General features: G+C 63.5%; 22 protein-coding genes. 7 read left to right on the top strand and 15 right to left on the bottom strand.

The features are described from left to right. Nucleotides 1-12: 12 nt before the first annotated feature. A complete protein-coding gene (locus tag CXY70_RS11460; RefSeq protein WP_104192502.1) occupies nt 13-1,377 on the bottom strand; it encodes a cystathionine beta-synthase in 1,365 nt (454 codons plus the stop codon). Nucleotides 1,378-1,634: 257 nt separating this feature from the next. Here CXY70_RS11460 and CXY70_RS11455 point away from each other — a divergent pair, with 257 nt between their 5' ends. Together CXY70_RS11455 and CXY70_RS11450 are read left to right on the top strand one after the other, a co-directional pair. Continuing rightward, on the top strand, nt 1,635-2,315 hold the full coding sequence (locus CXY70_RS11455) for a DUF3105 domain-containing protein (RefSeq protein WP_104192501.1): 681 nt from the start codon (nt 1,635-1,637) through the stop codon (nt 2,313-2,315). Between the two features lie 14 nt (nt 2,316-2,329). Beyond that, nucleotides 2,330-3,034 carry a DUF305 domain-containing protein gene (locus tag CXY70_RS11450; protein ID WP_146066122.1) on the top strand — a complete coding sequence of 235 codons (705 nt, stop codon included), beginning with the start codon at nt 2,330-2,332 and terminating at the stop codon, nt 3,032-3,034. Between the two features lie 103 nt (nt 3,035-3,137). On the opposite strand, the gene CXY70_RS11445 is transcribed toward CXY70_RS11450, so the two are convergent. From CXY70_RS11445 to CXY70_RS11420, 6 genes are all read right to left on the bottom strand, one after another. After that, nucleotides 3,138-5,039 carry an ABC transporter ATP-binding protein gene (locus CXY70_RS11445; protein ID WP_233205899.1) on the bottom strand — a complete coding sequence of 634 codons (1,902 nt, stop codon included), beginning with the start codon at nt 5,037-5,039 and terminating at the stop codon, nt 3,138-3,140. A gap of 72 nt (nt 5,040-5,111) precedes the next feature. Next, nucleotides 5,112-7,091, bottom strand: coding sequence for an HAD family hydrolase (locus CXY70_RS11440; RefSeq protein WP_104192498.1), 1,980 nt, complete (start codon nt 7,089-7,091; stop codon nt 5,112-5,114). Further along, entirely contained in the window at nt 7,092-8,159 is a 1,068-nt protein-coding gene (locus CXY70_RS11435) for an ABC transporter ATP-binding protein (protein WP_104192497.1), read from the bottom strand. It lies immediately after the preceding gene. Then, on the bottom strand, nt 8,156-9,022 hold the full coding sequence (locus tag CXY70_RS11430) for an ABC transporter permease (protein ID WP_233205898.1): 867 nt from the start codon (nt 9,020-9,022) through the stop codon (nt 8,156-8,158). Before CXY70_RS11430 ends, CXY70_RS11435 begins: the two co-directional genes overlap by 4 nt. Then, on the bottom strand, nt 9,019-9,963 hold the full coding sequence (locus CXY70_RS11425) for an ABC transporter permease subunit (protein WP_158250967.1): 945 nt from the start codon (nt 9,961-9,963) through the stop codon (nt 9,019-9,021). Before CXY70_RS11425 ends, CXY70_RS11430 begins: the two co-directional genes overlap by 4 nt. Beyond that, on the bottom strand, nt 9,960-11,099 hold the full coding sequence (locus CXY70_RS11420) for an extracellular solute-binding protein (RefSeq protein WP_104192494.1): 1,140 nt from the start codon (nt 11,097-11,099) through the stop codon (nt 9,960-9,962). The genes CXY70_RS11425 and CXY70_RS11420 overlap by 4 nt, the downstream gene beginning before the upstream one ends. Nucleotides 11,100-11,378: 279 nt before the next feature. Here CXY70_RS11420 and CXY70_RS11415 point away from each other — a divergent pair, with 279 nt between their 5' ends. Beyond that, entirely contained in the window at nt 11,379-12,122 is a 744-nt protein-coding gene (locus CXY70_RS11415) for a GntR family transcriptional regulator (RefSeq protein ID WP_369852467.1), read from the top strand. 65 nt (nt 12,123-12,187) lie between these two features. Here the strand turns inward: CXY70_RS11415 and CXY70_RS11410 are convergent, their stop codons facing one another. The 3 genes from CXY70_RS11410 to CXY70_RS11400 form a co-directional block, all read right to left on the bottom strand. Next, nucleotides 12,188-13,162 (bottom strand): carbohydrate ABC transporter permease, encoded by a 975-nt coding sequence (locus CXY70_RS11410; RefSeq protein ID WP_104192492.1) that lies wholly within the window; start codon nt 13,160-13,162, stop codon nt 12,188-12,190. After that, nucleotides 13,159-14,292, bottom strand: a complete 1,134-nt coding sequence (locus CXY70_RS11405) for a carbohydrate ABC transporter permease (RefSeq protein WP_104192491.1) — start codon at nt 14,290-14,292, stop codon at nt 13,159-13,161. The genes CXY70_RS11410 and CXY70_RS11405 overlap by 4 nt, the downstream gene beginning before the upstream one ends. A gap of 152 nt (nt 14,293-14,444) precedes the next feature. Continuing rightward, entirely contained in the window at nt 14,445-15,722 is a 1,278-nt protein-coding gene (locus CXY70_RS11400; protein WP_233205897.1) for an ABC transporter substrate-binding protein, read from the bottom strand. Between the two features lie 372 nt (nt 15,723-16,094). Between CXY70_RS11400 and CXY70_RS11395 the strand changes: the two genes are divergently transcribed. After that, on the top strand, nt 16,095-17,123 hold the full coding sequence (locus CXY70_RS11395) for a LacI family DNA-binding transcriptional regulator (protein ID WP_104192489.1): 1,029 nt from the start codon (nt 16,095-16,097) through the stop codon (nt 17,121-17,123). Nucleotides 17,124-17,295: 172 nt separating this feature from the next. On the opposite strand, the gene rplL is transcribed toward CXY70_RS11395, so the two are convergent. Beyond that, entirely contained in the window at nt 17,296-17,679 is a 384-nt protein-coding gene (gene rplL, locus CXY70_RS11390) for a 50S ribosomal protein L7/L12 (protein WP_104192488.1), read from the bottom strand. 53 nt (nt 17,680-17,732) lie between these two features. Then, nucleotides 17,733-18,248, bottom strand: coding sequence for a 50S ribosomal protein L10 (gene rplJ / locus CXY70_RS11385; RefSeq protein WP_104083138.1), 516 nt, complete (start codon nt 18,246-18,248; stop codon nt 17,733-17,735). A 381-nt stretch (nt 18,249-18,629) separates the two neighbouring features. On the opposite strand from rplJ, the gene CXY70_RS11380 reads away from it, so the two are divergent. Together CXY70_RS11380 and CXY70_RS11375 are read left to right on the top strand one after the other, a co-directional pair. Then, nucleotides 18,630-20,267, top strand: a complete 1,638-nt coding sequence (locus tag CXY70_RS11380) for an MFS transporter (protein WP_104192616.1) — start codon at nt 18,630-18,632, stop codon at nt 20,265-20,267. Next, entirely contained in the window at nt 20,264-20,704 is a 441-nt protein-coding gene (locus CXY70_RS11375) for a MarR family winged helix-turn-helix transcriptional regulator (protein WP_104192487.1), read from the top strand. Before CXY70_RS11380 ends, CXY70_RS11375 begins: the two co-directional genes overlap by 4 nt. Before the next feature lie 19 nt (nt 20,705-20,723). Here CXY70_RS11375 and CXY70_RS11370 read toward each other — a convergent pair whose 3' ends face one another. The 3 genes from CXY70_RS11370 to CXY70_RS11360 form a co-directional block, all read right to left on the bottom strand. Further along, nucleotides 20,724-22,253 (bottom strand): cell wall metabolism sensor histidine kinase WalK, encoded by a 1,530-nt coding sequence (locus CXY70_RS11370; RefSeq protein ID WP_104192486.1) that lies wholly within the window; start codon nt 22,251-22,253, stop codon nt 20,724-20,726. After that, on the bottom strand, nt 22,253-22,999 hold the full coding sequence (locus tag CXY70_RS11365; protein ID WP_104192485.1) for a response regulator transcription factor: 747 nt from the start codon (nt 22,997-22,999) through the stop codon (nt 22,253-22,255). The genes CXY70_RS11370 and CXY70_RS11365 overlap by 1 nt, the downstream gene beginning before the upstream one ends. 68 nt (nt 23,000-23,067) lie before the next feature. Next, nucleotides 23,068-24,150, bottom strand: a complete 1,083-nt coding sequence (locus tag CXY70_RS11360; RefSeq protein ID WP_104192484.1) for a hypothetical protein — start codon at nt 24,148-24,150, stop codon at nt 23,068-23,070. Between the two features lie 247 nt (nt 24,151-24,397). On the opposite strand from CXY70_RS11360, the gene CXY70_RS11355 reads away from it, so the two are divergent. Beyond that, the gene (locus tag CXY70_RS11355) at nt 24,398-25,057 is read left to right on the top strand and encodes a YqaJ viral recombinase family protein (protein ID WP_369852463.1); all 660 of its coding nucleotides are present in this window, start codon (nt 24,398-24,400) and stop codon (nt 25,055-25,057) included. Nucleotides 25,058-25,084 lie beyond the last annotated feature (27 nt).

The following is a 25,084-nucleotide window of genomic DNA, read 5'->3' as shown; positions in this document are numbered from 1 at the left end:
CTGTGAAAAAGATCAGGCACTCAGGTAGCTGAGCAGGTCATGCCGGGTGATGACGCCGAGCGGCTTGCCACCGTCGGTCACCAGCAGCGCGTCGTGGTCGGCGAAGGCTGCGCGGGCAGCCGCCACCGGCTCGTTGACCCCGATCAGCGGCAACGCATCACCGACGATTGAGCCAACCCGATCGGTGAGCTTCGCGTCGCCGGAGAAGACGAGGCCCATCAGGGCACGCTCATCAACCGCGCCGAGTACCTCGCCCATGACGACCGGCGGTTTAGCGCTCAGCACGAGCAGCTGCGACACTCCCTGGCTCGTCATGGTCTCGATCGCGTCGTGCACGGTGTCGCTCGGATGCACGTACACCAGGGCTGGCAGGCGCCCGGTCTTCGATTCCAGCAAATTCGCGACCGTGTGACCGACCGGGGCGTTGCTGAAACCGTAGCTGCGCATCCAGCCGTCGTTGAAGATTTTACCGAGGTAGCCGCGACCACCGTCGGGCAGCAGCACGACGATCGTGTCATCGGGGCCGAGCTTCTCGGCCGCGCGCAGGGCTGCAACAACGGCCATGCCGCTGGAGCCGCCGACGAGGATTCCCTCCTCGAGGGCGAGCCGGCGGGTCATGGCGAAGGAGTCGGCGTCGGACACGGCGATGACTTCGTGCACGACCGTTGGATCGTAGGCGCCGGGCCAGAAATCCTCGCCGACACCCTCGACCAGGTAGGGACGGCCGGTACCGCCGGAGTAGACCGAGCCTTCCGGGTCCGCTCCGATGATGCGCACGGCATCGTTCGAGACCTCGCGCAGGTAGCGGCCGGTACCGGTGATGGTGCCCCCGGTGCCGACCCCGGCGACGAAATGGGTGACGGTGCCGTCGGTGTCACGCCAGATTTCGGGGCCGGTGGTCTCGTAATGGCTCAGCGGGCCGTTCGGGTTGAAGTACTGGTTGGGCTTGAACGCTCCCGGGATGTCCCGGGCCAGCCGGTCGGAGACGCTGTAGTACGACTCGGGGTCGTCCGGCGCAACGGATGTCGGGGTCACGACGATCTCGGCGCCGTAGGCCGTGAGCACATTGCGCTTATCTTCGCCGACCTTGTCGGGCAGCACGAACACGCACTTGTAGCCGCGCTGCTGGGCCACCAGGGCCAGGCCGACGCCGGTGTTGCCCGACGTGGGTTCGACGATTGTGCCGCCAGGCTTCAACAGGCCGTCGCGCTCGGCGGCATCGATAATGCGCACCGCAATGCGGTCCTTCGCCGACCCGCCCGGGTTGAGGTATTCGAGCTTCACGAGCACCGTTGCGGTCAAGCCTTCGGTGATCTTGTGGAGTTTGACCAACGGGGTGTCACCGATGAGGTCAAGAACGGTGTTTGCGATCTTCATAAAATTCCTTTTGTCGGGCCCAACGCCCTCGGGCGGGCGCGGCCTCGGATTTGCTCACCGATTCAGCGCTGGCCGGCGCGTTCGTACGAAATCGACTAGCGACCGCAACAAGACGACGATGAGCGGTCGCCTTTCTACTCTAACGGGCGCCGAGATCCGGCCATTAGGCTGAGAAATTACCGTGAGAGCGTCATCGGGGGAAGCTACAGGGACGGCTGATACGTTCGAATAGAAGCAGATCCAACAGAGAGGCCCTCGTGACCCCCCAGCCCGGCTCCCCCGTGAACAAAGCGTCGATCAAGGAAGAACGCACCGCAAAGCGCGCGAAAAAGTTGGAGGAATACCACCGCCAGCAAAAGCGCGGCAAGCGTAACCGGTTGATCGGAATCATCGGCGGCGCTGTGGCGATCGTCGCGATCATCGCCCTGATCGTGACCGCGTTCGTGCTCACGCCGAAGGCCGCCAACTATGCCGGCGGCGGCGCGGGCGACGCGTCGACCATCGAGGGTGTCGAGACCTTCACAAACGCAGCCGGCCACGTCAAGACCGCCGTCACCTACGAGCAGACGCCGCCAGCTGGCGGCGAACACGCTTCGGCTTGGCTCAATTGCGGCGTGTACGAACAGGCGGTTCCGAACGAAAACGCCGTGCACGCACTCGAACACGGTGCCATCTGGGTCACCTACGATCCATCGATCTCCGACGCTGAGCTCGACCGGCTCAAGACGGAACTGCCCTCCAGCTACGTTGTGCTGTCACCCTTCGAAGGGATTCCCGCACCGATCGTGCTGAGCGGCTGGAATTCCCAGCTGCAGGTCGACAGCGCTGACGACCCGCGCATCGCCGAGTACCTCACCGAATTCTGGAAGAGCACCAACGTGCCAGAAGACGGCGCCCCCTGCTCCGGTGGGATCGACGCACCCGGCAAAGCTTCTTAAGCCGCGCTCAACCCGTGACTTCTGACCACCCCCAGCCCACGGCGGATGCTCACCCACCGCGCCAACGCCGCTCGGTTTTGCGTGCCATCACCGTCACTGTCGTGATCACGGCGATCGTCGTTGGCGCTGCGGCCTTCTCGGCGGGGCGTCTGAGCACGATCGTCGACGCCACCCCTGACACGACAAGTGCCGAGGCTGGCTTTTCCCGGGACATGCAAGAGCACCATAATCAAGGCGTCGAACTTGCCCTGATCGTGCGCGATCGCACCGACGACGCCCCCGTGCGGTTGCTTGCCTACGACATTGCCACGACGCAGGCCAAGCAAAGCGGGCAGATGTCGGGCTGGCTCGCCGTCTGGGGGCTGCCGCAATTCGCTCCCGAACCGTCGATGACCTGGATGACCCGGTCGGGCCTATCCGGTGACACGCACGATTCGTCTCACTCGGCCAACGCTGACGCCGGACACGTCGCCGGAGAACCGATGCCCGGGCTGGCGACCCCGGCGCAGATTACCGTGCTCACCGCGGCGTCCGGTGTGGAAGCGGAGCGGCAGTTTCTCGTCATCATGATCGCTCACCACTTGGGCGCGATCGAAATGGCCGAGGCCGTTCTAAAGCGCAGCACGAACGCGACCGTGCAGGCCTTGGCTACCTCAGTGGTGCTGAGCCAGGAATCCGAGATCGACCTCATGACGGGCATGCTCGCCGAGCGTTCGTAGCCCCCACCATCTCGGTGCATTGGGTTCCGCGCGTCTGGCCCACCTTGCGGAACCAGGCCCACGATCTATCATGGGCCCGGTTTCCGGGCCCGGGCCCGGGAAGTTAGACGGCGGGGCTCGTGGTGATTTGGCGGGCGTAGAGGCTCGCATAGACGGCGCCGCGGGCGAGCAATTCTGCGTGGGTGCCGCGCTCCACGATACGGCCGGCTTCGACAACGAAGATCACGTCGGCGTCGACGATCGTCGAGAGGCGGTGCGCGATCGCAATCGTGGTGCGACCATGACTCGCGGTGTCGAGCGCGGCCTGCACCACACTCTCCGAGATGGAGTCGAGCGCGCTCGTGGCCTCATCGAGGATGAGCACCGGCGGGTCTTTGAGTAAGACGCGCGCGATGGCGATGCGCTGCTTCTCACCGCCGGACAGCCGGTAGCCGCGCTCCCCCACCATGGTGTCGTACTTCTCCGGAAAGGAGTCGATGGTGTCGTGAATGTTGGCGGCGCGGGCGGCAGCGACCAGTTCGGCATCCGTTGCCTCCGGCTTGGCGTAGCGCAGGTTCTCGGCGATGGTCGCGTGGAACAGGTAGGTCTCCTGGCTCACGATGCCGATGTGGGACACAAGCGATTCCTGTTGCAGGTCGCGCACATCGTGGCCGGAGAACAGCACGCGGCCGGCTGAGGCTTCGTAGAAACGCGGAATCAGGTACGAGACGGTGGTCTTGCCGGCGCCCGACGGCCCGACAAACGCGGCGAACTGGCCCGGCTCGATCGTCAGGGACACGTCGTCGAGGGTCGGGCGCGCGTCACCGTGAGCGTCCGGGTAGGCAAACCGCACTCGGTCGAACTCCACCCGCCCTCGACCCGCTCCGGCCGACGGCACTCGAGCAGCGCCGGGCTTGTCGCTGATCGCCGGCTTCAGGTCGAGGTACTCGAAGATGCGCGCGAACAGCGCAGACGACGTTTGCAGATCGAGCGCGACCCGCATGAGGCCGAGCAGCGGAAAGATCAGGCGCGCCTGCACGGTCGTGAAAGCCACGATCGTACCGGGTGTGAGGTCGGTCGTGCCGTTGAATACGAGCGCCCCGGCCACGAGATACACGATCGCCGGGATCGCCGACAGGAACACGCTCACCGTGGCAAAGAACCACTGGCCGCTCATCTGCTGGCTCACCTGCAGGCGCACCTGGTTGCGGTTCTCCTCGGCGTACCGGTCGATCTCGTTCTGCTGCCGGGTGAAGCTTTTGGACAGCAAAATACCCGAGACACTCAGGGTCTCCTGGGTGATTGCAGTCATGTCCGACAGCGACTCCTGGGTCTTGCCGGCGATGCGCGCCCGCACCTGACCGACGCGGCGCTGCGCGAAAACGAGAATCGGCATCAGCACCACGGCCACGATCGTCAGCTGCCAGTTCAACAACAACATGGCCACGAACGCGGCGATCACCGTGACGGTGTTGCCGAGGATGCTCGAAATGGTGTTGGTCAGAACCGTCGCGACGCCACCGACGTCGTTTTGCAGCCTCGACTGAATGACGCCGGTCTTGGTCTTGGTGAAGAAGCTCAGTTCCATCGCCTGCAGGTGGGTGAACAGCCTTACGCGCAGAGCGCCCATAACCTTGTTGCCCACCGTCGCCGTAAGCCAGGTCTGCCAGACACCGAGCAGCGCATTGACCAGGAATACACCGAGCATGAGCGCAACGAGAACGCCGAGAACCGAGAGGTTGGGGGTGTCCCCGGCCGGAAACAGTCCGTCGTCGAAGGCTCGCTGGGTGAGAAGCGGCGGCACGACCGAGAGAGCGGCACTGATCAGAACGAGTACGACGGTAACGATGAGGGTGTTGCGGTGCGGCGAAAACAGCACGAAAATACGCTGCAACAGGTGCGGAATCCGCGGTGCCTCGGCGTTCTCGGCCCGCTGCGCCGCAGCGTCCGCCCCGCTCACCCGGCCGCGTTTCATACCGACGGCTGGCCGCGACCCGAAGCTTCCCGAACCGTGCGCTGAACTCATATTCTCATTTTAGGTGCAGCGGCAGAGGCAGCGCGGTGAGGCGCATGTTCCCATTCGGCCCGGGACCCTCCGTCAATTCCACGCTAACCGAGCCACGACAGCTGCGTGGTCGGTCGGCCATACATTCTCCAGGTGGTGGCCCAGAATATCTCCGCCCAGGCCAACACGGCGCTTTCCGGTGGCGCTAAGCATCGGGGGTGCCGCGCTCTCTGTCTCAGCGGCGACGGTAAACGCCTCTAAAGCACGCGCGCCACGGCTAAAGATGAAGTCAATCCGATCTCGAGGCTCCTCACCAGCCAGGATTATAGGGGACCAGGTGTGTCCGGGCACGGCATCAACATCGGGATGAACGACTCGAAATGCATCGGCGTACCCCGCGACCTCGAGCATGCGTGAGGCGGGCCACTTGACGCTATTAGCGCGGTGCTCCGGCTTCCAGTCCAGATGCGAGGGAACGTTGAAATCGCCCATGACGAGAATTGGATCCTGTGCAGACACGACGCCCTCACTCTCGAGCCGACCCTGTTCAGACAAAATTTCCGCGAGTTCGGCTGTGCGCCGGCGTTCGCCCCGGCTGGCGAGGGTATGGCGCGCAGGAATACGAGCATCACCAGCGGTATAGGGGCCGTAGTCAGCGTGCCACAGGTGTACGGACCACACCGTGACGGCGCCCGTCGGCGTGAAAACGGTGGCACAGGTAGCAAACGAATCGGTCTCGGTACGATGAAGCGCCAGGGGATACGGACTTATCACCGCGGTGTCCTGTCCCTGTTGCGCGATATTCCACCCCATCGCTGCCGCCAAACGACGGCCATGATCCCCGAAACACTCCTGCAGGGCCACGATCGAGTGGGGAGATTCCCGAAGGTACGCGACCTGCTTGGCCTGACCGTCGTTGGAGTGGCATCCGCCAAACCAGAGATTCCAGGACATGGCGGTCACACCCTGCTCCGGCAATTCCGGAGTGAGCGCGGCGGGCGCCGCTGCCTGAGGAGCTGCGGCCTGCCCCTCTGGCCGCATGGAGCGCACCGTGAACTCACCGGTCCGCCCGTTCCATTCCGGTACTACACCATCCGTCACCAGCAGAAAACGATAGGTCCCTTCAGAAAGATGGGCCAGATCCATTGATACAGATTTGCTTTCGGTCAGCACGGATGCCGATGCCACGGGGCGACCTGCCGGCAACTCGTTCCACAGACAGTCACCCTGCGCATAAACCTGCACTCGCGCCGACTGTTCGGCCGGATACTGGCACTGCACGGTCAGAGTCGACGTCACCGTGTCGAAAGCGCCGTGTGCGAGGGTATGCGGGCCGAATTGCACGGGCTTCTCCCGGTCAACGATGCGGGCCCAATCGATGAGTTCTTCGTCGAGCAGAGTGGTGTGCCGCACGTGGCAGTCGAGGTCCACTGCCGGGTCAGCGTTGACGCCGACGACGAGCAGTCCGGCGCTCATCGCTGCCACCGCCCCCACCGCCGAGTCTTCAAAGGCGACGGCGGTCTCGGCGGTTACCGACGAATCGAGTTCGTGCAGTTTGCGGAGGGCAGCTACGTACAGCTCCGGCGCGGGTTTGCCCGCCGACACCTCATCCCGGGCGACGGAACACGTAATCAAGTCCCGCACACCGATACGATCCAGGATCTGATCGAGCAGCGCACGCGGACTGTTTGACGCGACCGCGACGGGGAATCGTGACGCGAGTTCGCTCACCAGGGCCACAGCTCCCGGCATCGAGGTCGCCTCCCGGGCGATGAGGGATTGAAACTCTTCGGAGAGCGATACCTCTAATTCACCCACCAGAGGGGTCGGAAGCCCGGCATCCGTTAGGACCATCACGAGCTGTGCCGCTACGTCATCGATGGAGCCACCACGAAACGTGGCCAAGTCGGTCAGGGTCGCGCCGCGCGCGTTCGCGCACGCCGCCACGACCCGCAACCAGAGGTCCTCGGTGTCCGCGAGCAGTCCGTCGCAGTCAAAGATGATTGCGGATGCCGCACCCGGCAGCAAGCTCGCGCTCACGTCAATGCTGGTGTTGAGAAATTGGACTTGCATTTATGCCTCCATCCGAAGCGCCGGGCGCCCCGTAAGTCGAACCCGAACTCTCAGGCCGATAGGTAACTCGGTGACGCTAGCGGAAGGAACGTCGACCTTGATCTCGGAACTTCCATGGCTAATGTCACCCTCGATCTTGGCCGTGATACGAGTGGTCGCACCGCGGTAAACGTGGGAAACAATGTGGGCAGATCCGCGCTCGGACGCCTCCAGCATGAGCAATTCGGGCCGCACATAGAGCAAATCGCGATCGCCATCACGGTGAGGTGCCCATACTTCGGGGACGGCCGCGCCGCGGGCGATAACGAGTTGGTTGGTCGTACCAACGAAACGAGCAACAAAATCAGTACTCGGTTGGTCGTAGAGAATCCCCGGCTGATCAATCTGTTCGATTCCACCGCCCCGCATGACCGCTACCCGATCGGCCATCGCTAGCGCTTCATCCTGATCATGGGTGACGAAGAGCATCGTGATCCCGAGCCGGAGCTGCAGGTTGCGAATCTCCTCCCGAAGCGAGGCGCGCACCCTGGCATCCAGAGCCGATAGCGGTTCGTCCAAGAGCAGCACCCGAGGCTCAACTGCGAGGGCCCGTGCGAGCGCGACGCGCTGCTGCTGCCCGCCGGAAAGTTGGGCCGGAAACCGATCTGCGAAACCGGGCAGCCCGACCAGATCGAGCAGAGAGGTCAGTTTCGCTACCCGCTTGGCCTTGCCTTCGCGTCGCACGACGAGTCCGAACGCTACGTTGTCGGCCACACTGAGGTTGGGAAACAGGCTGTACGACTGAAACACCATGCCAATGCCGCGACGGTGGGCCGGGACCTGCAATACATCGCGCCCGTCAACCGTAAGAGTACCGCTCGACGCGGTCTCGAACCCGGCGAGAATACGCAACGCTGTTGTTTTTCCGCAACCAGAAGGCCCGAGCAGCGCGACGAACTCCCCGGGTGCGACTGTGAGGTCAAGGCCGGTGAGCACGGTGGTGTCACCAAACTTTTTGCTCACCGAGGTGTACTCGATGCGGGCCCCCGTTGCACTTCGGGGGTGAACTGTTGCTGCTGCAAGCGTCACGATTCGTGTCCTTTCAAGGCCAGGGCGCGCGCAGGAGCTGCCCGTCCGGCGAGTACGGTCATGGCGATCAACAGTGCCCAGGTGAGGGCGTTGATGAGGAGGGACATGGAGATTGACGCGCGAAAATTGGATCCGGCAATTTGAGTGAGCCAAACCGGCAGGGTTCGATAGCCCAGCGTCACCGCCATTGTGAATTCACCCAGACACAGAGCAATACAGAAGAAAGTACAGAAGATGACCGGGCCTTTAATGTTGGGCAGAACGACACGCCGGAGCACTGTGGCGCCGCTGGCCCCGAGTGAATGTGCGCTCTCGACGAGGGTGCGCAGGTCAATGGTGCGCAGACCAGCATCGAGCGATCGAAATACAAATGGCAGGGTCAAGACGATGTAGCTGCCGACCAGGACGATGGGCAGGTCGGGGTTTTGTAGCAGCTGGCTGATCTGAGCTGGCGCAGAACCGCGACCGAAACTGGCCATGCTGCGCAGCACGGTGACTAATCCGGCCGCTAGAGCGATTGACGGCACGACAAGGGGGATCGTGCAGAGGATCTCCATAACCGGGCGCCACCGGGGCGCCTTCAGGTGGAGATAAACCATGGTCGGAACCATGATGGCCAGCAGCCCGACAACGGTCAGAACAGTTATGAGCAGCGTCAGCGAGAGCGCACCGAAAAATCCCGGGTCGCGCACCGATTCTACATACGGCTCAAAGGTAAATCCGGTGGTGGGCACGTAGATACTGAAAGCCAATGCGCAGATCATCGGCACCGCAATGTAGAGCGCCACCAAGATGATCAAGGCCCAGCTGAGCCCCGGCGCCACGACACGGATGCCGCGAGCCGCACGCGTTGACTGCCTCATTTGAACCATTTCAGGCTCCGTTTCTGCAGCGGCATGTAGACGAGTAAGACCAGCAGGGCCACGATGATCATGTTGACGCCCAGCGCCATGGCCACATTCTCCTGTCCGGCCAGGTTGCCACCGGCCAGTCCGCTGTCGATGCGCAGGGTAATGAGGGGTACTCCGCCGCCTCCGATCAGGGCCGCAGCCGAGGCGTGGGTCGCAAATGACGCGCCGAAGAGCAGGACGAATCCGCCCAGAATCGCCGGAGTGGCGATCGGCAAGCCAACCTTCTTCCAGAAATGCCAGCTGGTTGCCCCCACGGATGCCGCCGCTTCCTTCCATTCCAGGCGCAGGCCGGCCAGGGTGGGCAGAACGACCATGACCATGGTTGGTATCAGAAAATACTGGTACATCAGAATGAGTCCGCCGCTGCTGTAAAGGGTAAAACCCAGTTCAGTCAGTGACAGGAGCCCCGTCATGATGCCCGCGTTGCCGACCGCCGCGATGAAGGAGAATGCGAGGGGAACGCCCCCGGAATTGGCAAGCACGCTGGTGAGCACGGTGACCACGGCGGTGAGTTTCTTGGAGCGCGTGGTGAGAATGGCTTGCGCGAGGGCGAGACCGATGATGCCACCGGTCAGGGCTGCGATCACGCTAATTTGCAGGCTGTTCTGCATTGCATCCCAGGACGCCCCCCGAAAACTGGCCACAAAGTTGGCGAGGCTGGGCACATAGTTTCCCGGGTCGTTGACGTCGGCCACTCGGAATGCCGCCAGCACGATACCGAAGACCGGCACGCCCAGAAAAAGCGCGATGAAGACGAGAAAAGGGATGAGCCCCATGAACGAGGCGTTGACTCGGCGCTCGGGCCGGGCGTGCAACGAATGAACGAGATCCGCTGCCCGGTCGACCGGATCAGTGCCGGATGGTGCATCGCTCCTCGTCACTGTGAGCGTCACGAGGCGACCGCTGCGTCCCACTTCTCAGCCAGGAGCAGGTTGGCGGCGCTGCGCTGGGCTTCGGACGGAAACTCGAAGCCGTTCGTGACGGTCGGGAGCCTATCGGCGGCAGCCATGTCGACAGCACCGGATTCGACCAGTGCGTCAAAACGCACGGGTCGGGTGTAGCCATTGAGCAGGATGTTCTGGCCCTCGTCGGAGTACATGAACTCGATCCAGAGGCGCGCCGCAGCGGGGTGCGGGGCGTCTGCGTTGATCGACGCGGCATAGTAAGACGCCATAGTGCCGTCCGTCGGGATGGCAACCCGAAAGTCGACACCAGCCGCGGCAGTGTCATCGGCGACGGCCAAATTCAGGTAGTCCCAGTTGATAATGATGGGGGTTTCACCGGTTTCCAGCGTGCCAGCGTTGGCCTCGACCGGAATGAGGATGCCGCTCGCCGACAAATTCGCCATAAAGTCGATACCTGGCTGGATGTCGTCGAGACTGCCGCCCATCGCCATCGCTGCGGCCCAAACCGCGTTGAAGCCGGATTCGCCCTGGGCAGGGTTTCCGGTCAAGGCTACCTTGCCGGCGTACTGCGGGTCGTCGAGTTCGGCGAAAGATGTGGGACACACCGCCACTGCCGCCGCGTCACACCCGATGGTGACATAACCGCCGTACTGATTCGTCCACCGACCGTCGGTGTCCGTCAGCGCCGAGTCAATGTCAGCAACCGTGGCAGGACGATATTCAGCCAGGAGCCCCTCAGCACTGGCGCTGTTGGCGAAGGAAACTCCGGTGTCGAGGTAGTCGAGGGACCTGCTCTGGCCGATGCGATTCTTGATGGCATTGATCTGGTCCTGGCTGGAACCGGCCGAGGTGTCGTTGTCTACTTCGATGCCGTAGGTCGCCGTGAATTCCTCGACTAATACTCCGTAGTTGGCCCAGTCCGGATACAGTCCCATGACGTTCAGGGTGCCTTCATCCTGCGCAGCACGGACAAGGCTGTCCAGCCCCCCGCCGGCTTCGACCGAGGTCGCGGCGGCCCAGCCGACGTCTCCGGCAGCGTCAGTGGAGGTGCTGGCACAACCAGACAAGCCAATCGCGCCGACGAGCAGGATTGCGGGCAGGTAACGGCGGTGCGACGTGTTCATTGAAATCCTCTTCAGCCAGAATGATCGTGTACCGGTGGGTCACCGACGGAGACTCCCGAGACGAAAGATCATTGCTCACCGAACTTCTCTAGTGAACTTTAACCTTTGACGATCGAAGTTCACTAGATAAGTTGGGCCGGGATGGGTAAATTGAGTGACGAGTAGGTAAACGCTCGGTGAACCCCCAGTGCGTGAGTCCGGTGCGGTCTGCGCACGTAGCGGTGACGCAATACTTTGGACAGTGATCCAGGCCGGGCGCTCAGAGCGCGGCCGTACAGAGTGAGGTTGGGCGTGGCGAGGTATCACGACATCGCAGAAGCCCTTCGAGGCGCAATTTCCCGGGGTTTCTATGAGCGCGGAAGTCAGTTGCCCAGCGAACGTGAACTCTCCGAGGAGTTCGACGTTGCTCCCGGTACCATCCGGCAGGCACTGGGCGAACTCGAAACCGAGGGGGTCCTGGCCTCCCGTCGTGGCAGTCGGCGCACCGTCGTCGGTGAGCCGCGGGTAGCCGCCACGTTCGAAGAATTTCGAAGTTTTGCCCAATGGGCGTCGTCGCGCGGGCGCGTTCCAGCCGGCCACGTCATCTCGGCGAGGTGGCAGGACGCTTCGCCGCTCGACCTCGAGGAACTTCGGCTACCGACGGCCGCTCGCGTGTTCTGCGTTGTGCGGGTACGTCTGCTCGATGGCAGCGCCATCATGGTGGAGCGCACCCGCTACCGAGATTCGGTCGGCGCCGAGGTGGAGCGGATTCCGTCCGACTGCCCGTCGGTGACTGCTTGGCTCGCAGCGACTGCCAACATCACTTTCTCCCGCGCGGAGCATCAGTTTTCCGCCTGCCCAGCAGGGGCGGAAGACGCGCGGCTGCTCGATGTGCGCCGCGGGTCCCCGCTGCTCATGCACAAGCGCGTTAGCTTCAGCCGCGACGGCCTACCGCTGGAGTGGTCAGTCGACCGTTACGTCGCCGGCACCATCCGCCTCGTCGTCGATAACTCCCTCAACGCCAATGCGTTGCGCTGGGAATGACGGCCGAGGGCCACCCCGCCGGGGTCGGCCCCCGGCAACCACTCACCGGAAAACTGCAGTCCCACCTACCCCTTCGTAGACCCGGCAAGCAGGCCGCGCACAAAGAAGCGTTGCAGCGAGAAGAATACGATCAACGGAACCAGAATCGACAGGAAAGCACCGGCCGTCAGCAGATGCCAGTCCTGCCCGCGGGCACCGGAGAGTTCGGCGAGCAGTTTGGTCATCGGAGCGACCGCGCCGTCCGCGAAGATCAGCGCCACCAGCAGGTCGTTCCAGACCCAGAGAAACTGGAAGATGGCGATCGACGCTATGGCCGGCATGGTCAGCGGCAACACGATGCGAAAGAAGATCTGCCCATGGCCAGCGCCGTCGACCCTGGCCGCTTCAATAACTTCGCTCGGTATCTCCGAGACGAAGTTGTGCAGCAGGTAGATGGCCAGTGGAAGAGCGAACATCGTGTGCGCGATCCACACCTGCGAATAGCCGCTGCCGGGGTTGAGCGCCGCGACGACCGGGAAGCCAAAGACAGTGCCGCCGGAGAAGAACTGCAGGAGCGGCACGAGGGCCATCTGGATCGGCACGATCTGCAAGGCAAAGACGCCGATGAACATGGCGTCCTTGCCCCGAAAGTCAATCCAGGCGAAGGCATAGGCTGCGAGGCTCGCAATCATCAACGGAATGAGCGTGGCCGGCAGGGTGATTGCCACCGAGTTGATGAATGACCCGGCCAGATTGAGCTGGCTGTTGCCGGCAGCAAGCGCCGCGGTGTAGTTGTCGAAGGTGACCCCGGTGTTGGTGAAAATAGTCCACCAACCGGTGGTGCGCACCTGCTGCGCCGGCCGGAATGACGATACCAACAGGCCGAGGGTGGGAATAGACCACAGCACCGCGATGATGAGCGCCCCGATGGTCGCCCCGCGGCTGGTGAGCCGCTTCTTGGTATTGCGGGCGATGGGCGACTCCATCCGGCGAACGCCGCGACGCAGGCGCCGTGTGGTCTGGGCATCCACGGGAAGTCTTACGGGCATGACCGAGCTCATCGAATTTCCCTCTGCTTCTTGATCTGGCGGGCGTTGTAGACGACGATCGGCAGTACCAGCAGGAACAGCACCAGGGCAAAGGCGGCTGACCGGCCCTGCTCGAAGTTCTTGAACTGGGTGTACATCTCGTTGGCCACGACGCTGGTCTCATTCGACCCGGCCGTGGTGGTGCGCACAATGTCGAAGACCTTGAGCGACACGATGGAGATTGTCGTCAGAACGACCACGAGGGCGCTGCGGATGCCGGGGACGGTCACGTTCACGAACTGCTCCCAGGCGTTGGTGCCGTCGAGTTCGGCCGCCTCCATTTGCTCGGTCGGCACGCCCTTGATGGCGGCAGACAGCACCACCATGGCGAACCCGGTCTGTACCCAGATCAGAATCACGATAAGAAACAGAGTGTTGAACGGCGACACCGACAGAAAGTCCACCGGCTGCCCGCCGAACATGACCACGAGCTGGTTCAGCAGGCCGATCTGCTCCTGGTCGGCCGGCCGGGCCGTGTAGACGAAGCGCCAGATGATGGATGCGCCCACCAGCGAAATGGCCATGGGCATGAAGACCAGGATCTTGAAATATTTCTCGCCGCGACTCTTGTCGATGAACACCGCGTAAGCGAGGCCGGCGATGGTCGAGATGGTCGGAACGATCAGCACCCAGACAACGGTGTTGAGGACGATGCGCAGGTTCTCGGGCTGGGTGAAGATCCAGACGAAGTTGTCAAGGCCCACGAACCGGTCAGCGCGAGCGCTCATGAAAGCCTGCACCGTGGTCTGGATGGTCGGAATAACCAGACCGATGCCGAGCAGGATCACGGCCGGGGCGAGAAAACCGACCAGCTGGAACAGGTAGCCAGCACCCTTGCGCGAGCGGTAGTCGATGTAAAAGAAGCCGAGGCCTAGTGCTCCGGCACCGATGATGGCCCAGGTGTACGAGTTGCCGACCAACAGAATGAGCAGCGGTGCCAGGATGCAGACGGCAAGACGAATGATCGTGTAGACCCGGCCGGAGCGTGGGGCGATCTCGACGAAAAACAAGATGGCACCAACAACGACACCGAACGCCAGGATGACTATGGGGATTTGTGCCAGTGCTGGTAGTTGAGCCAGCCAGGAGAAGAAAGCGGACATCTGAAACCTTTCGAGTACGACAGTGAACCCTGGTATTCGCCCGACAACCGTCGAAAACGTATCGATAACGCACAACTGCCACGCACGGTGCGCCGCCCGGTATTCGAAGCGGACGGCACACCGTTTTCATGCCTGAGTGATGGCTGTTCCAGCTAGCTGGACGGCCAGCCCGCTTCGATGCTCGTGAGCACCTCGTCGGTCGGTGTGCCGTTGACCCAACTGACGATGCCCTTGAAGAACGTTCCCGCTCCCACGGCACCCGGCATCAGGTCGGAAGCGTCGAAGCGGAACGTGGTTTCCGGGTCCTGCAGGATCGTGATGGCCTCCTGCAGAATGGGGCTTTTTGCGTTCGACGCATCGAGACCCTTGTTCGCGCTGATCACACCACCGAGAGCGACCCGGCTGTTGGCCCAATCAGCGCTCGAGAGGTATTCCAGCACCTTCTGGGTGTCGGCGTCATCGGAGAAAGCACCGACGATTTCGCCACCACCGGTGACCGATTGGCCACCGGCTTTGACCGAGGGCGTGATGAACGCCCAGACGTCAGCATCCGGTCCGACCGTTCCGCCGGCATTCGTAATAAAGCCATCGAAGAAGGACGCCTGGTGGGTCATTGCGCAGGTGCCGTTGGAAATGGGGGTCGCGACATCTCCGAACGGGGTGCTGATGATCGAGTTGACATCGCCATAGGTGGCGTTGACGTAGTCCGGGTTGAGCAGAATTTCACCAACAGAGTCAAAGGCACTCTTGATGGCCGGGTCGGTGAAGGGAATCTCGTTGGCGACCCACTTGTCGTAGGTTTCAGCGCCCGCCTCTCGTAGTACCAGGTCTTCGACCCAGTCGGTGCCCGGCCAACCGGTGGCGTCGCCGGAGCCGAAGCCTGCGCACCAGGGATCCGCGCCGGTTTTTTCCTGGATGGTCTTGGTGACGGCCAGCAGCTCGTCCCACGTGGTGGGAACTTCAACACCCCACTCCGTGAATTTCGCCGGTGAATACCAGACGAAACCCTTGACGCTGGCCATCAACGGTGCGCCATACAGTGTGTTGTCGACGGTGCCGTAGGCCTTCCAGTCGGCCGACCAGTTCTTGTCAACATTAGCCTCGACGGCCGCCGGGGCCGGCTTAAGGAGCTTGCGCGACGCGAGGTCTTTCATGAGGCCAGGCTGTGGGAAGATCGCGATATCGGGAGCGTTCCCGCCCTGCGCCCGAATGGAGATCTGCGATTCGAACTCCTTCGACGATTCGTACTGAATGTCGATCTTGTTGTCTTTCTCCCAGCCAGCCCAGGACTCTTCGAGGAGCTTGGCTTCGGCGTCGGCGATGGTGCTGTAGACGGTGACGACTCCGTCTCCCGCGGCGCCGGACTCGGCGGTGGTGGCGCCCGGGCCGCCGGAACAACCGGTTAAGGCCAGACCAGCAATCGCCGCCATGGCAATCGGTGCTGTAATTCGACAGTGCAGGGAAGGCCGCATCTTATTTCTCCTCTTTGAGTAGTGCCGGATCAGGTTGTACACGTTTGAGCTGTAGATGGAGCTGGCGCTGCCGAGGTGGAAACCAACCGCTGCAACAGGTCTTTTGATCAAATCTCGGGAACCGGTTCCAGACCATAAAGTACGTTACCCGTAGAGGGATAGCAAGGCCGGAAATGTAACAGAATGGCAAAGGTCAGAGCCAAATTTTCAAGCGATACCAGAGTTTAGCCGCTGCGTCACAGGAGAATCAAGGAATATCATGGAACCGATTCCATGCCTGGCGAACGCACGCTAGGGTATGAGAAGCAGTCACCATAGACGGAGGCAGAGATGAGCGCGATCGCCGATGTCGCGCGCCTCGCCGGAGTGGCCAAAGCCACGGCCAGCCGTGCGCTGAGCGGTCGAGGCTATGTCTCCACGGAGACCCGAGCGAAGGTCATCGCTGCTGCCCGGCAAATTGGGTACGTGGCATCACCGAACGCCGCAAGCCTCGTGACCGGCCGCACCCAGAGTGTCGGCGTGATCATTCCGTACATCAGCCGCTGGTTTTTCGGGGAGGTCCTCGAGAGCCTGGAATTAGCCCTGCTCGAGCACGGCTACGACATGACGTTGTACAACCTGCCGCCCGCTTCCCCTGAGCGCGACCGGGTCTTTGAGTTCTTCCTGGCCCGCAAGCGATTCGACGGCATCATCTCGGTCTGCGTGGCGCTGAGCGAGCAGGAGGTCGACCAGTTGCATCGCCTGCGCCGCCCCCTCGTCGGCATCGGCGGGCCCATCCGCGGCGTGCCCACAATAGAGATCGACGACGTCGCGGCCGCCCGACTCGCCACTGAACACCTGCTCAGTCTCGGGCATCGCGACATCGTGCACGTGGGTGGCAGCCAGGCCGACGAGATGGACTTTCAAGTGCACAGCAATCGCCTGCGCGGCTTTGAAGCTGCGATGACGGAAGCCGGTCTGTCGGTCAGCGGATGCTTCTACTCCTCTGATTTCACCACGCCCGGTGGGTACGCCAGAGGCCTGGCCATACTGGGAGATCCTCGCCGTCGTCCGACCGCGATCTTCGCGGCGAGTGACGAGATTGCCTTCGGGCTCATCCTGGCGGCCCGCGAGCTGGGCATCGAGGTACCCATCGAGCTCAGCGTCATCGGCATCGACGGACACCCGCACTCCGAGATGTTTCGCCTCACCACCCTGGCGCAGCATCCGCGCACCCAGGGCCAACTTGCCGTGCGCACGCTGCTAGACGGCCTCGCCAGTGGGAGCAGCATTGGCGCGTCGGCGGTGCTGCCCACCAGCCTGGTCATCCGGTCAAGCACCAGTGCGCCGCGCGCCCTTCGCGCCCTACGGGCCGAGTGACTGCCGATTCACGCTCGGGCACGTAACCGACCGGGAACCAACTGTTACGAATGAATATCGTCGGGTACGACAAAGGGGGCGCCGTTCCCTTACGGAAACGACGCCCCCTGCGCAATGATCGACACGAAGCCGGTCGACTACGCCTCAAGCAGAACCCCTCGCGGGGCCCAGATTACTTGAGGGTAACGGTGGCGCCGGCCTCTTCGAGGGAAGCCTTGGCCTTGTCGGCAGCGTCCTTGGCAACGCCCTCGAGGACGGCCTTCGGCGCGCCATCGACAACGGCCTTGGCCTCGCCGAGGCCCAGGCTGGTGAGCTCGCGCACAACCTTGATGACCTGGATCTTCTTGTCGCCGACGGCGTCAAGGATGACGTCGAACGCGGTCTGCTCTTCGACCTCTTCAGCAGCAGCGGCGGGGCCAGCGGCTCCGGCAGCGGCGACGGGAGCGGCTGCGGTGACCTCGAAGGTCTCCTCGAACGCCTTGACGAACTCGGAGAGCTCGATGAGGGTCAGGCCCTTGAACTGCTCAAGCAGGTCTTCAGTAGAAAGCTTTGCCATGATGTACTCCTAATAGTTTCTAAAAATTCGTGAACCGTGAACGCGGCAGGTGCCTAGTTCGCGGACTCCTGCTTCTCACGCAGCGCGTCGATGGTGCGAACAGCCTTCGACAGCGGTGCCTGGAAGAGATAAGCGGCTCCGAACAGCGATGCCTTGAAGGCGCCGGCCAGCTTGGCCAGCAGCACCTCGCGGGACTCGAGGTCGGCAAGCTTGCCAACCTCCGCTGCGGTGAGCGGGTTACCGTCAAAGTAACCGCCCTTTACCACCAGGAGAGGGTTTGCCTTGGTAAAGGCACGCAGGGTCTTCGCGACGGCGACGGGGTCTCCGTGTACGAAGGCGATAGCGGACGGACCGACAAGTTCCTCGTCGAACGAGGTGATGCCGGCCTTGTTGGCCGCAATCTTGGTGAGCGTGTTCTTTACCACGGCGTACGTGGCGTCCTCACTGATGGACGTACGCAGGCTCTTGAGCTGCGCAACAGTGAGACCGCGGTACTCGGTGAGCAGAACGGCGGTCGAGCTCTGGAATTTCTCCGTAAGCTCGGCGACCGTTGCTTCCTTGTTCGCCATGGTGCTCCTCATTAATAATCATGTGCCGGGTAGCCCGGGGCGCAGACATGAAAAAAGCTCCAGCGCAGGGCGCCGGAGCTTGGGGAACAATCAGGAAGACTGTAACTGAACTTCGAACACCTGCGCGGGCCGTTCACGTGAATGAACCTTCGTCTGCACTTCTGTCTTTCAACATGGCGCAGCAACCGGCGGTCTGTGGCTAGAGATCAGCATAGGTGAACGTTCAGCACCGTGCAAATCGCAAGCGGATGACAAATGGTTGACATCGGTCTACTAGTTACGTAAGGATGGCCGTTGTTAACGAATTGCAGGAGTTTCATGAGTCGCGCATCTCGCCGCAGCACAGCATCCGTTCGCCACGCCCCCAACGCCGACGGGTCAATGAGTCATCGCCAGGTTTTGGAGTCCCTCTCTGGCCTCCTGCTGGGCATGTTCGTGGCGATTCTGGCCGGTACGGTCGTCGCCACTTCGTTACCCCTGATCATTTCCGACCTCAAAGGCGATCAGTCCGCCTACACCTGGGTCGTCACCAGCACACTGCTGGCGACGGCCGTCTCGACGCCCATCTGGGGCAAGTTTGCCGACCTGTTCAACCGCAAGCTGCTCATTCAGCTTGCACTGGTGGTCTTCGTGCTCGGCTCAGCCCTGGCCGGATTCGCTCAGAACACCGACACGCTCATCGTGTTCCGCATTATGCAGGGGCTCGGCGGCGGCGGTCTTGCCGCCCTCAGCCAGATCATCATGGCCGACATCATCAGTCCTCGCGAGCGCGGCCGATACGCCGGGCTGTTCGGCGCAGTCATGGCCCTCGGCACCATCGGCGGGCCCCTGCTCGGCGGCGTCGTGACAGATACCTTCGGCTGGCGCTGGAACTTCTTCATTGCGCTGCCGGTCGCCATCGTGGCCATCGTCCTGTTGCAGGTCACCCTGCACCTTCCCGAACGCGTCAAGCGCATGGTGAGCATCGACTACCTGGGCATCGTGCTGATCAGCGTCGGCGTATCGCTCCTCTTGATTTGGGTCACCCTGGCCGGCAACTCGTTCGAGTGGGCATCGCTGCCGTCATTTGCCATGGTGCTCGGCTCGGTCATTGTGCTGCTCATAGCCGTGCTCGTGGAGTTCAAGGCGAAGGAACCCATCATTCCGCTCGATCTGTTCAAGAATCGCACCGTCACCCTGGGCGTTATCGCGAGCCTCTCGGTGGGTGTCGCCATGTTCGGCACCTCGGTTTTTCTCAGCCAGTACATGCAACTTGCCCGCGGGGCAACGCCCACCGAGTCCGGCCTGCTGACCATCCCGATGATGGGCGGGCTGCTGATCTCCTCCACGTTCTTCGGCAACCTGATCAGCCGCACCGGCAAGTGGAAATCGATCATGGTCTCCGGCAGCGCGCTCGTGCTGGCCGGTTCACTGCTGCTCGGGTCACTGCGCTACGACACGAGCCTGGTCTTCGTGGGCGTGTTCATGTTCATCCTCGGCGCCGGCGTTGGCATGATCATGCAAAACCTCGTGCTCGTCGTGCAGAACACCGTAGAAATCACCCACCTGGGTGTGGCCACCAGCACCGTCACCTTTTTCCGCAGCCTCGGCGGCACGGTGGGCGTTGCGGTGATGGGCTCCGTGCTCGGCACCGTGGTGGCGCAGTACATCCGCAACGGTACCGGCGCTCTCAGCCCGGCCAATCAGGCTGTCGCCGCCGAGACCCTCGGCGATGGCACCATTCCGCAGGTGTCCCTGCTGCCGGCGGCACTGCGCGTTGTCGTCGAGTCGGCCTACGGAATCGGAGTCGGTAACGTGTTCCTGCTCATGGTGCCGTTGGCCGTGATCACTCTCGTGGCGATCGCCCTGCTGCCCAACATTCCGCTGGGCACCATGACCGGCATTGACAGGGAGCGGAGCATTGCTGCCGATCAGACCGCTTCACCTTCGACCGGCCGGATCCTGGTCGACGTGAGTACAGCATCTGTTGCCCTGCCGGCGTCAGCGCCCGAATTGGGTGAAGGTAAAATTCGATCATGACCATAATCACCACGGATGCTGCCGTGGCGGCCGTCGAGGAGCAGATGACGGCGCTGGCGGGGAACATCCGCGCCAGTATGCGCGACACTGCCCTGTTCATCGACCCGGCCCTGCAACCGTTCGGGCTCAAGCTCCTGCGCACGCTCGAGCGTTGCGGTCCGACCCACGCTGGCGCCCTGGCCGAGAATCTGGTGGTCGACAAGAGCATCATCAGCCGCCAGGCCAGAGCGCTGCACGATCTGGGACTGATCAAGACGCAGACCGACGACGACGATGGACGGGTGAAGTACTTCGCGCTCACCCCCCTGGCCGTGAAAAAACTCGCCGAGGTGCGCGCCAGCAAGTCGACACGCCTGCTCGGCCGCCTGCAGAACTGGTCTGGCGACGATCTCACCCGGTTTGCCGAGCTGCTCGCCCGGCTGAACACTCCCGACTGACCCGAGTCGGGCCCGCTCGTCAGGCCCTGGGCAACGAGACGCGGAAGGCTGTCTGGCCGGGGCGGCTGTCGACCGTGACCTCGCCGTGGTGCGCGGCGAGGACCGCGGCCACGATGGCCAAACCGAGGCCGGTGCTTCCGGTACTCGGCGCACCCGCGGCGTTGGCTGCGCGAAAACGTGAGCTGTCGCCGCGGGCAAAACGCTCGAACAGGGTGGCCGTCAGCCCCTCGGGGATGCCGGGGCCGTCATCCGTCACCGTTATCACCACGCCGTTGCCCTCGGCGGCGAGCGCGATCACAACGGTCGTGCCAGCCGGGGTGTGCACCCGGGCGTTGGCGAGCAGATTGGCGATCACCTGACGCAGGCGCGGTTCGTCGCCGATCGCCTCGATCGGTTCTTCGGGCAGTTCGAGGTTCCAGACGTGATCGCGGCCGGCGGCGTGGGCATCGCTGACGGCGTCGACGAGCACTCTGGTGAGATCCACCGGCTGCATGTCGAGTTCGCGGCCCTCGTCGAGGCGGGCGAGCAACAGCAGGTCTTCGACCAGCCCAGTCATGCGCACCGACTCCGACTCGATGCGACCGAGCGCGTGGATCGCGTCGGGCGGTAATTCCTGGCCGCTGCGCCGGGTGAGCTCGGAATAGCCACGTATGGAGGCCAATGGCGTGCGCAATTCGTGGCTCGCGTCGGCGACGAACTGGCGCACCTTGCGTTCGCTGGCCTGCCGCGCTTCGAGGGCGCGGTCCACATGGTCGAGCATGCGGTTGAGCGCCGCGCCAACCCGGCCCACCTCGGTGCGCGGGTCGGTGTCGTCGGCCGGAACCCTCTCGGAGAGGGACACCTCGCCGCGGTCGAGCGGCAGCTGCGCCACCCGGGCGGCCGTCGCTGTCATGCGTTGCAGCGGGCGGAGGGCCAGCCGCACCACCCACGCCGCGATAACGGCGACCACAACGAGCCCGGCCAGCGAGACCAGACCGATGATCACAGCGAGCTGGGCTGCAGTCGCCGCCACTCCGGTGAGCGGCAAACCGACCAGGTAGAGCGTGCCGGAACGGGACGTTTCGGCCTGCACCCGATAATCACCGAGCTCGCCGCCGAGATTGAGGGTTACGGGCGCTGTCTGGTTGACGTGGTCGGCGAGAAGCTGCACCTGCTGGGCGGTAAGCGCTTCGATCGCGCCGCTGCGATCGTCGGTATAGCCGGTGGTGATGGTGGAGCCATCGTAGACGAGGGCGAGCAGCCCCGGCGGCTGGGCGGGTCCGCTGAGAATGCTGTCGGCCGTTGGCGTGCCGAAATAGGGGCTCCCCGGCAGGTCACCGAGACGATCACCGTCGTTGTCACCACCGCCGCTAAGCGCAGCAACCGAGCGGTCAGCGGCCGACGCGAGCTGCACGTCGAGGCGATCGAGCAGGGAGGCGCGCAGAATGACCACGCTCACCACGCCGATTGTGATGCTCACGAGGGCGAGCAGCCCGACGACGGTGAGCACGAGGCGCCGCTGCAGAGTCCAGGGCAAGCGGGGTCGGCGGCGCGGCCTCCGTTTGGTCATCAGGCCGTTTTCAGCATGTAGCCGGCGCCGCGCACCGTGTGGATCATCGGCTCCCGGCCGGCATCGATCTTCTTGCGCAGGTAGGAAATGTAGATCTCGACGACGCTCGACTTGCCGCCAAAGTCGTAGCTCCAGACCCGGTCGAGAATCTGTGCCTTGCTCAGCACCCGGCGCGGGTTGCGCATGAGAAAGCGCAGCAGTTCGAATTCGGTCGCGGCCAGCTCGATGGCTTCGCCTTTGCGGAAGACCTCGTAGCTGTCTTCGTCGAGGGTGAGGTCCCCGACGGTGATGCGCGGGTCGGTCGAGTCAGCCACAGCGAGGGCAGAGCGGCGAATGAGACCGCGCAGCCGGGCAACGACCTCCTCGAGACTGAACGGTTTGGTGACGTAGTCGTCGCCGCCGGCGGTGAGCCCGGCGATGCGGTCGTCGAGCGAGTCCTTGGCGGTGAGAAAGAGCACGGGAGTCTCATAGCCGTCGGCGCGCACCCGTTGCAGCACCTGCAGCCCATCGATGTCGGGCAGCATGATGTCGAGCACGATGGCGTCCGGCCGAAATTCGCGGGCGATGGTGAGCGCCTGCCTGCCCTCACCGGCGGTGCGCACCGCCCAGCCTTCGTAGCGCAAGGCCATCGAGAGCAGATCGGTGAGGGTGGGTTCGTCGTCAACGACCAGCACCCGGATGGCACTGCCGTCGGCCTTGGTCAGGCGCGGGCCGTGGCCGGTGTGGGTGCTCTCACGTGTGCTCATTCCGATGAGTATCCGGCAGTTGCCTATGAACGCGCAATGAGTGCGCCGTCGAATGCCTGTGGTCTTCCTTAGCCGATCAAGACCGCCAGCAACGCCGGCGCGGGCACGAGCGCCTCGCTGGCCGGAACGAAGAGTCGCTGGCAGCCGTCGAGCTCAACCTGGATCGGACTGTCCAGCCGGGTGCCGGCCCGCTCGAGCCAGAGCACCGCGAATCGGGTAAGGTCGGCCGTGCACGCGGGGGCGGGCAAAGCGGATGCTGCGGCCGCAAGCAGCGCCGCGGCATCCGCTCTAAGGGTGGTCGCGCTTTCGAATGTGCCGAACTGCAGGGTAAGCATGGACTCCAGCAGGTTGTCGCTGAATTCCATGCCCTCACTGTCTCTCAGCTCCCCGGGCTCGGGCTCGGTGACTGGGTCCACCGTGTAGAAGCAGGCGCTCGCGCCGTCGACGCCGTCGTAGGACAAAATCTCTGCCGGGGGCACGGGAACCGGCAGAAGGTCTTCGCCGACCTCGCCGGTGGTGGTGTAGGTCTGCAAGCCGGTGGCGCCGAACTGCAGCGACTGCTCCGGCGTGCCAGCGCTCATGACGCAGCCGGCGTCGAGGGCCGGTCGGGTGACCTCCAGCACGAGTGGCAGTTTCACCGTATCGGTCAGTTCGAGTTGATCAAGCGCTGTCCACGTGGCCCGCTTCGTCTTGCCGCAGGCGGTCCGGGGCCAGGCTGCCCGCATCGCCTCGCCCGTGGCGTTTTCAAGCCACAGCTCGGGTACGAACTCCATGTCGGCGGTGCAGGCCTGATTAAACCCAGCCTGGTCGCTGGGTAGCGCGAGGGCCGACAACAGCGGGCCGAAGTCGCCGCCGCGGGTCTCGACCGTCACGGCTGCCCAGCGGCCCTGGTCATCGACGACGCTGCCCTTGAAAGTACAGACGTGCGCGGCGACCGGTTCAAAATCGGCCGGAACAGTGCCCGGCTCCGGTGCGTCTGGGTGCGTAGCCGTCAGATCGGTCTGGGTGGGAACGCCTTCCGGAAAAACCATCCAGTTGCTGTTGAGGTTGGGCGCCTGGCAGTCGATGCCGGCGACGAGCTGCGCTACCGGCGTGCTGGTGGCGGCGGGGTAGCCGGGCAGGCCGGCGCATGCGCTGAGCAGCAGGGCCAACCGTGGCGGCTGCGGCGAGCGCGAATCGAACTGGGTACTGCTGGTGCGCCATCTGTTCCCCCGATTGGTTGCCGTCGTCTCAGGCTAGCGACCCCAGATCTCGTCGCGATAACGATTCTCATGGCATGCAGATGCGTGACTTCGGCTCGGCAGACGGGCGTGACTTCGACCGCGCGTGCGGTCGGCAATCGGACCGCGCCCCGTGGCGGTGGCGCGCCAACCGGTCCCGCGGGCACACAATAGAGGAGTGCCAAATTCCACGCTGTCTCTCTTCGACCTGGACCAGCCTGCGGCGCACCCCGCTGTATCCACTGTGCTGCCGGCACCGGCGCCGCACACTCTGCGCATCGTCGCCGACTCCACCGACCGAGTGGCCTGGCTGCGCGCGCGCAACCAGGGCATCACCGCAACGGATGTCGCCAAACTGTCGACCCCGAAATCCATCGTGAACGCCGCGCACGATAAAATGCACGGTACGAGCTTTTCCGGCAACAGCTACACCGACCATGGTCGCGCCCGAGAACCCGTCATCGCCGCCTGGGTTCTGGAGAACTATGGCATCGAGCCGAGCACCAACCTGTTTCGCTCGCTCTCGCATCCACGACATCTGGCCACACCCGACGGCGTCGGCGTCGTGGTCGGAGGTGACCTGCACCTGGCCGAGATCAAGACTACAAGCAAGCCGTGGCGCAGCATTCCGCGCAGCTATCTGCGCCAGGTGTGGTGGCAGCAGTATGTGCTCGGAGCCGATCGCACACTGCTGGTCTGGGAAGAACACCTCGACTTCGTTCCGGTGGCGGCTATACCCGAATGTCGCTGGATCGAGCGCGACGAAGACCAGATCGCCATTTTGGTCGGCCTCGCCAATGCCCTGATCGACAACCTCGACGAGCAGGCCCGCCGCTAGCCTTCCTCTCTTTCTGCGGACCGGGCC

This window comes from Cryobacterium sp. Y82 (assembly GCF_002929495.1).
Lineage (GTDB): Bacteria > Actinomycetota > Actinomycetes > Actinomycetales > Microbacteriaceae > Cryobacterium > Cryobacterium serini.
The sequence above is the reverse complement of the archived record's forward strand: the minus strand, read 5'-3'. Positions and strand labels throughout refer to the sequence as shown.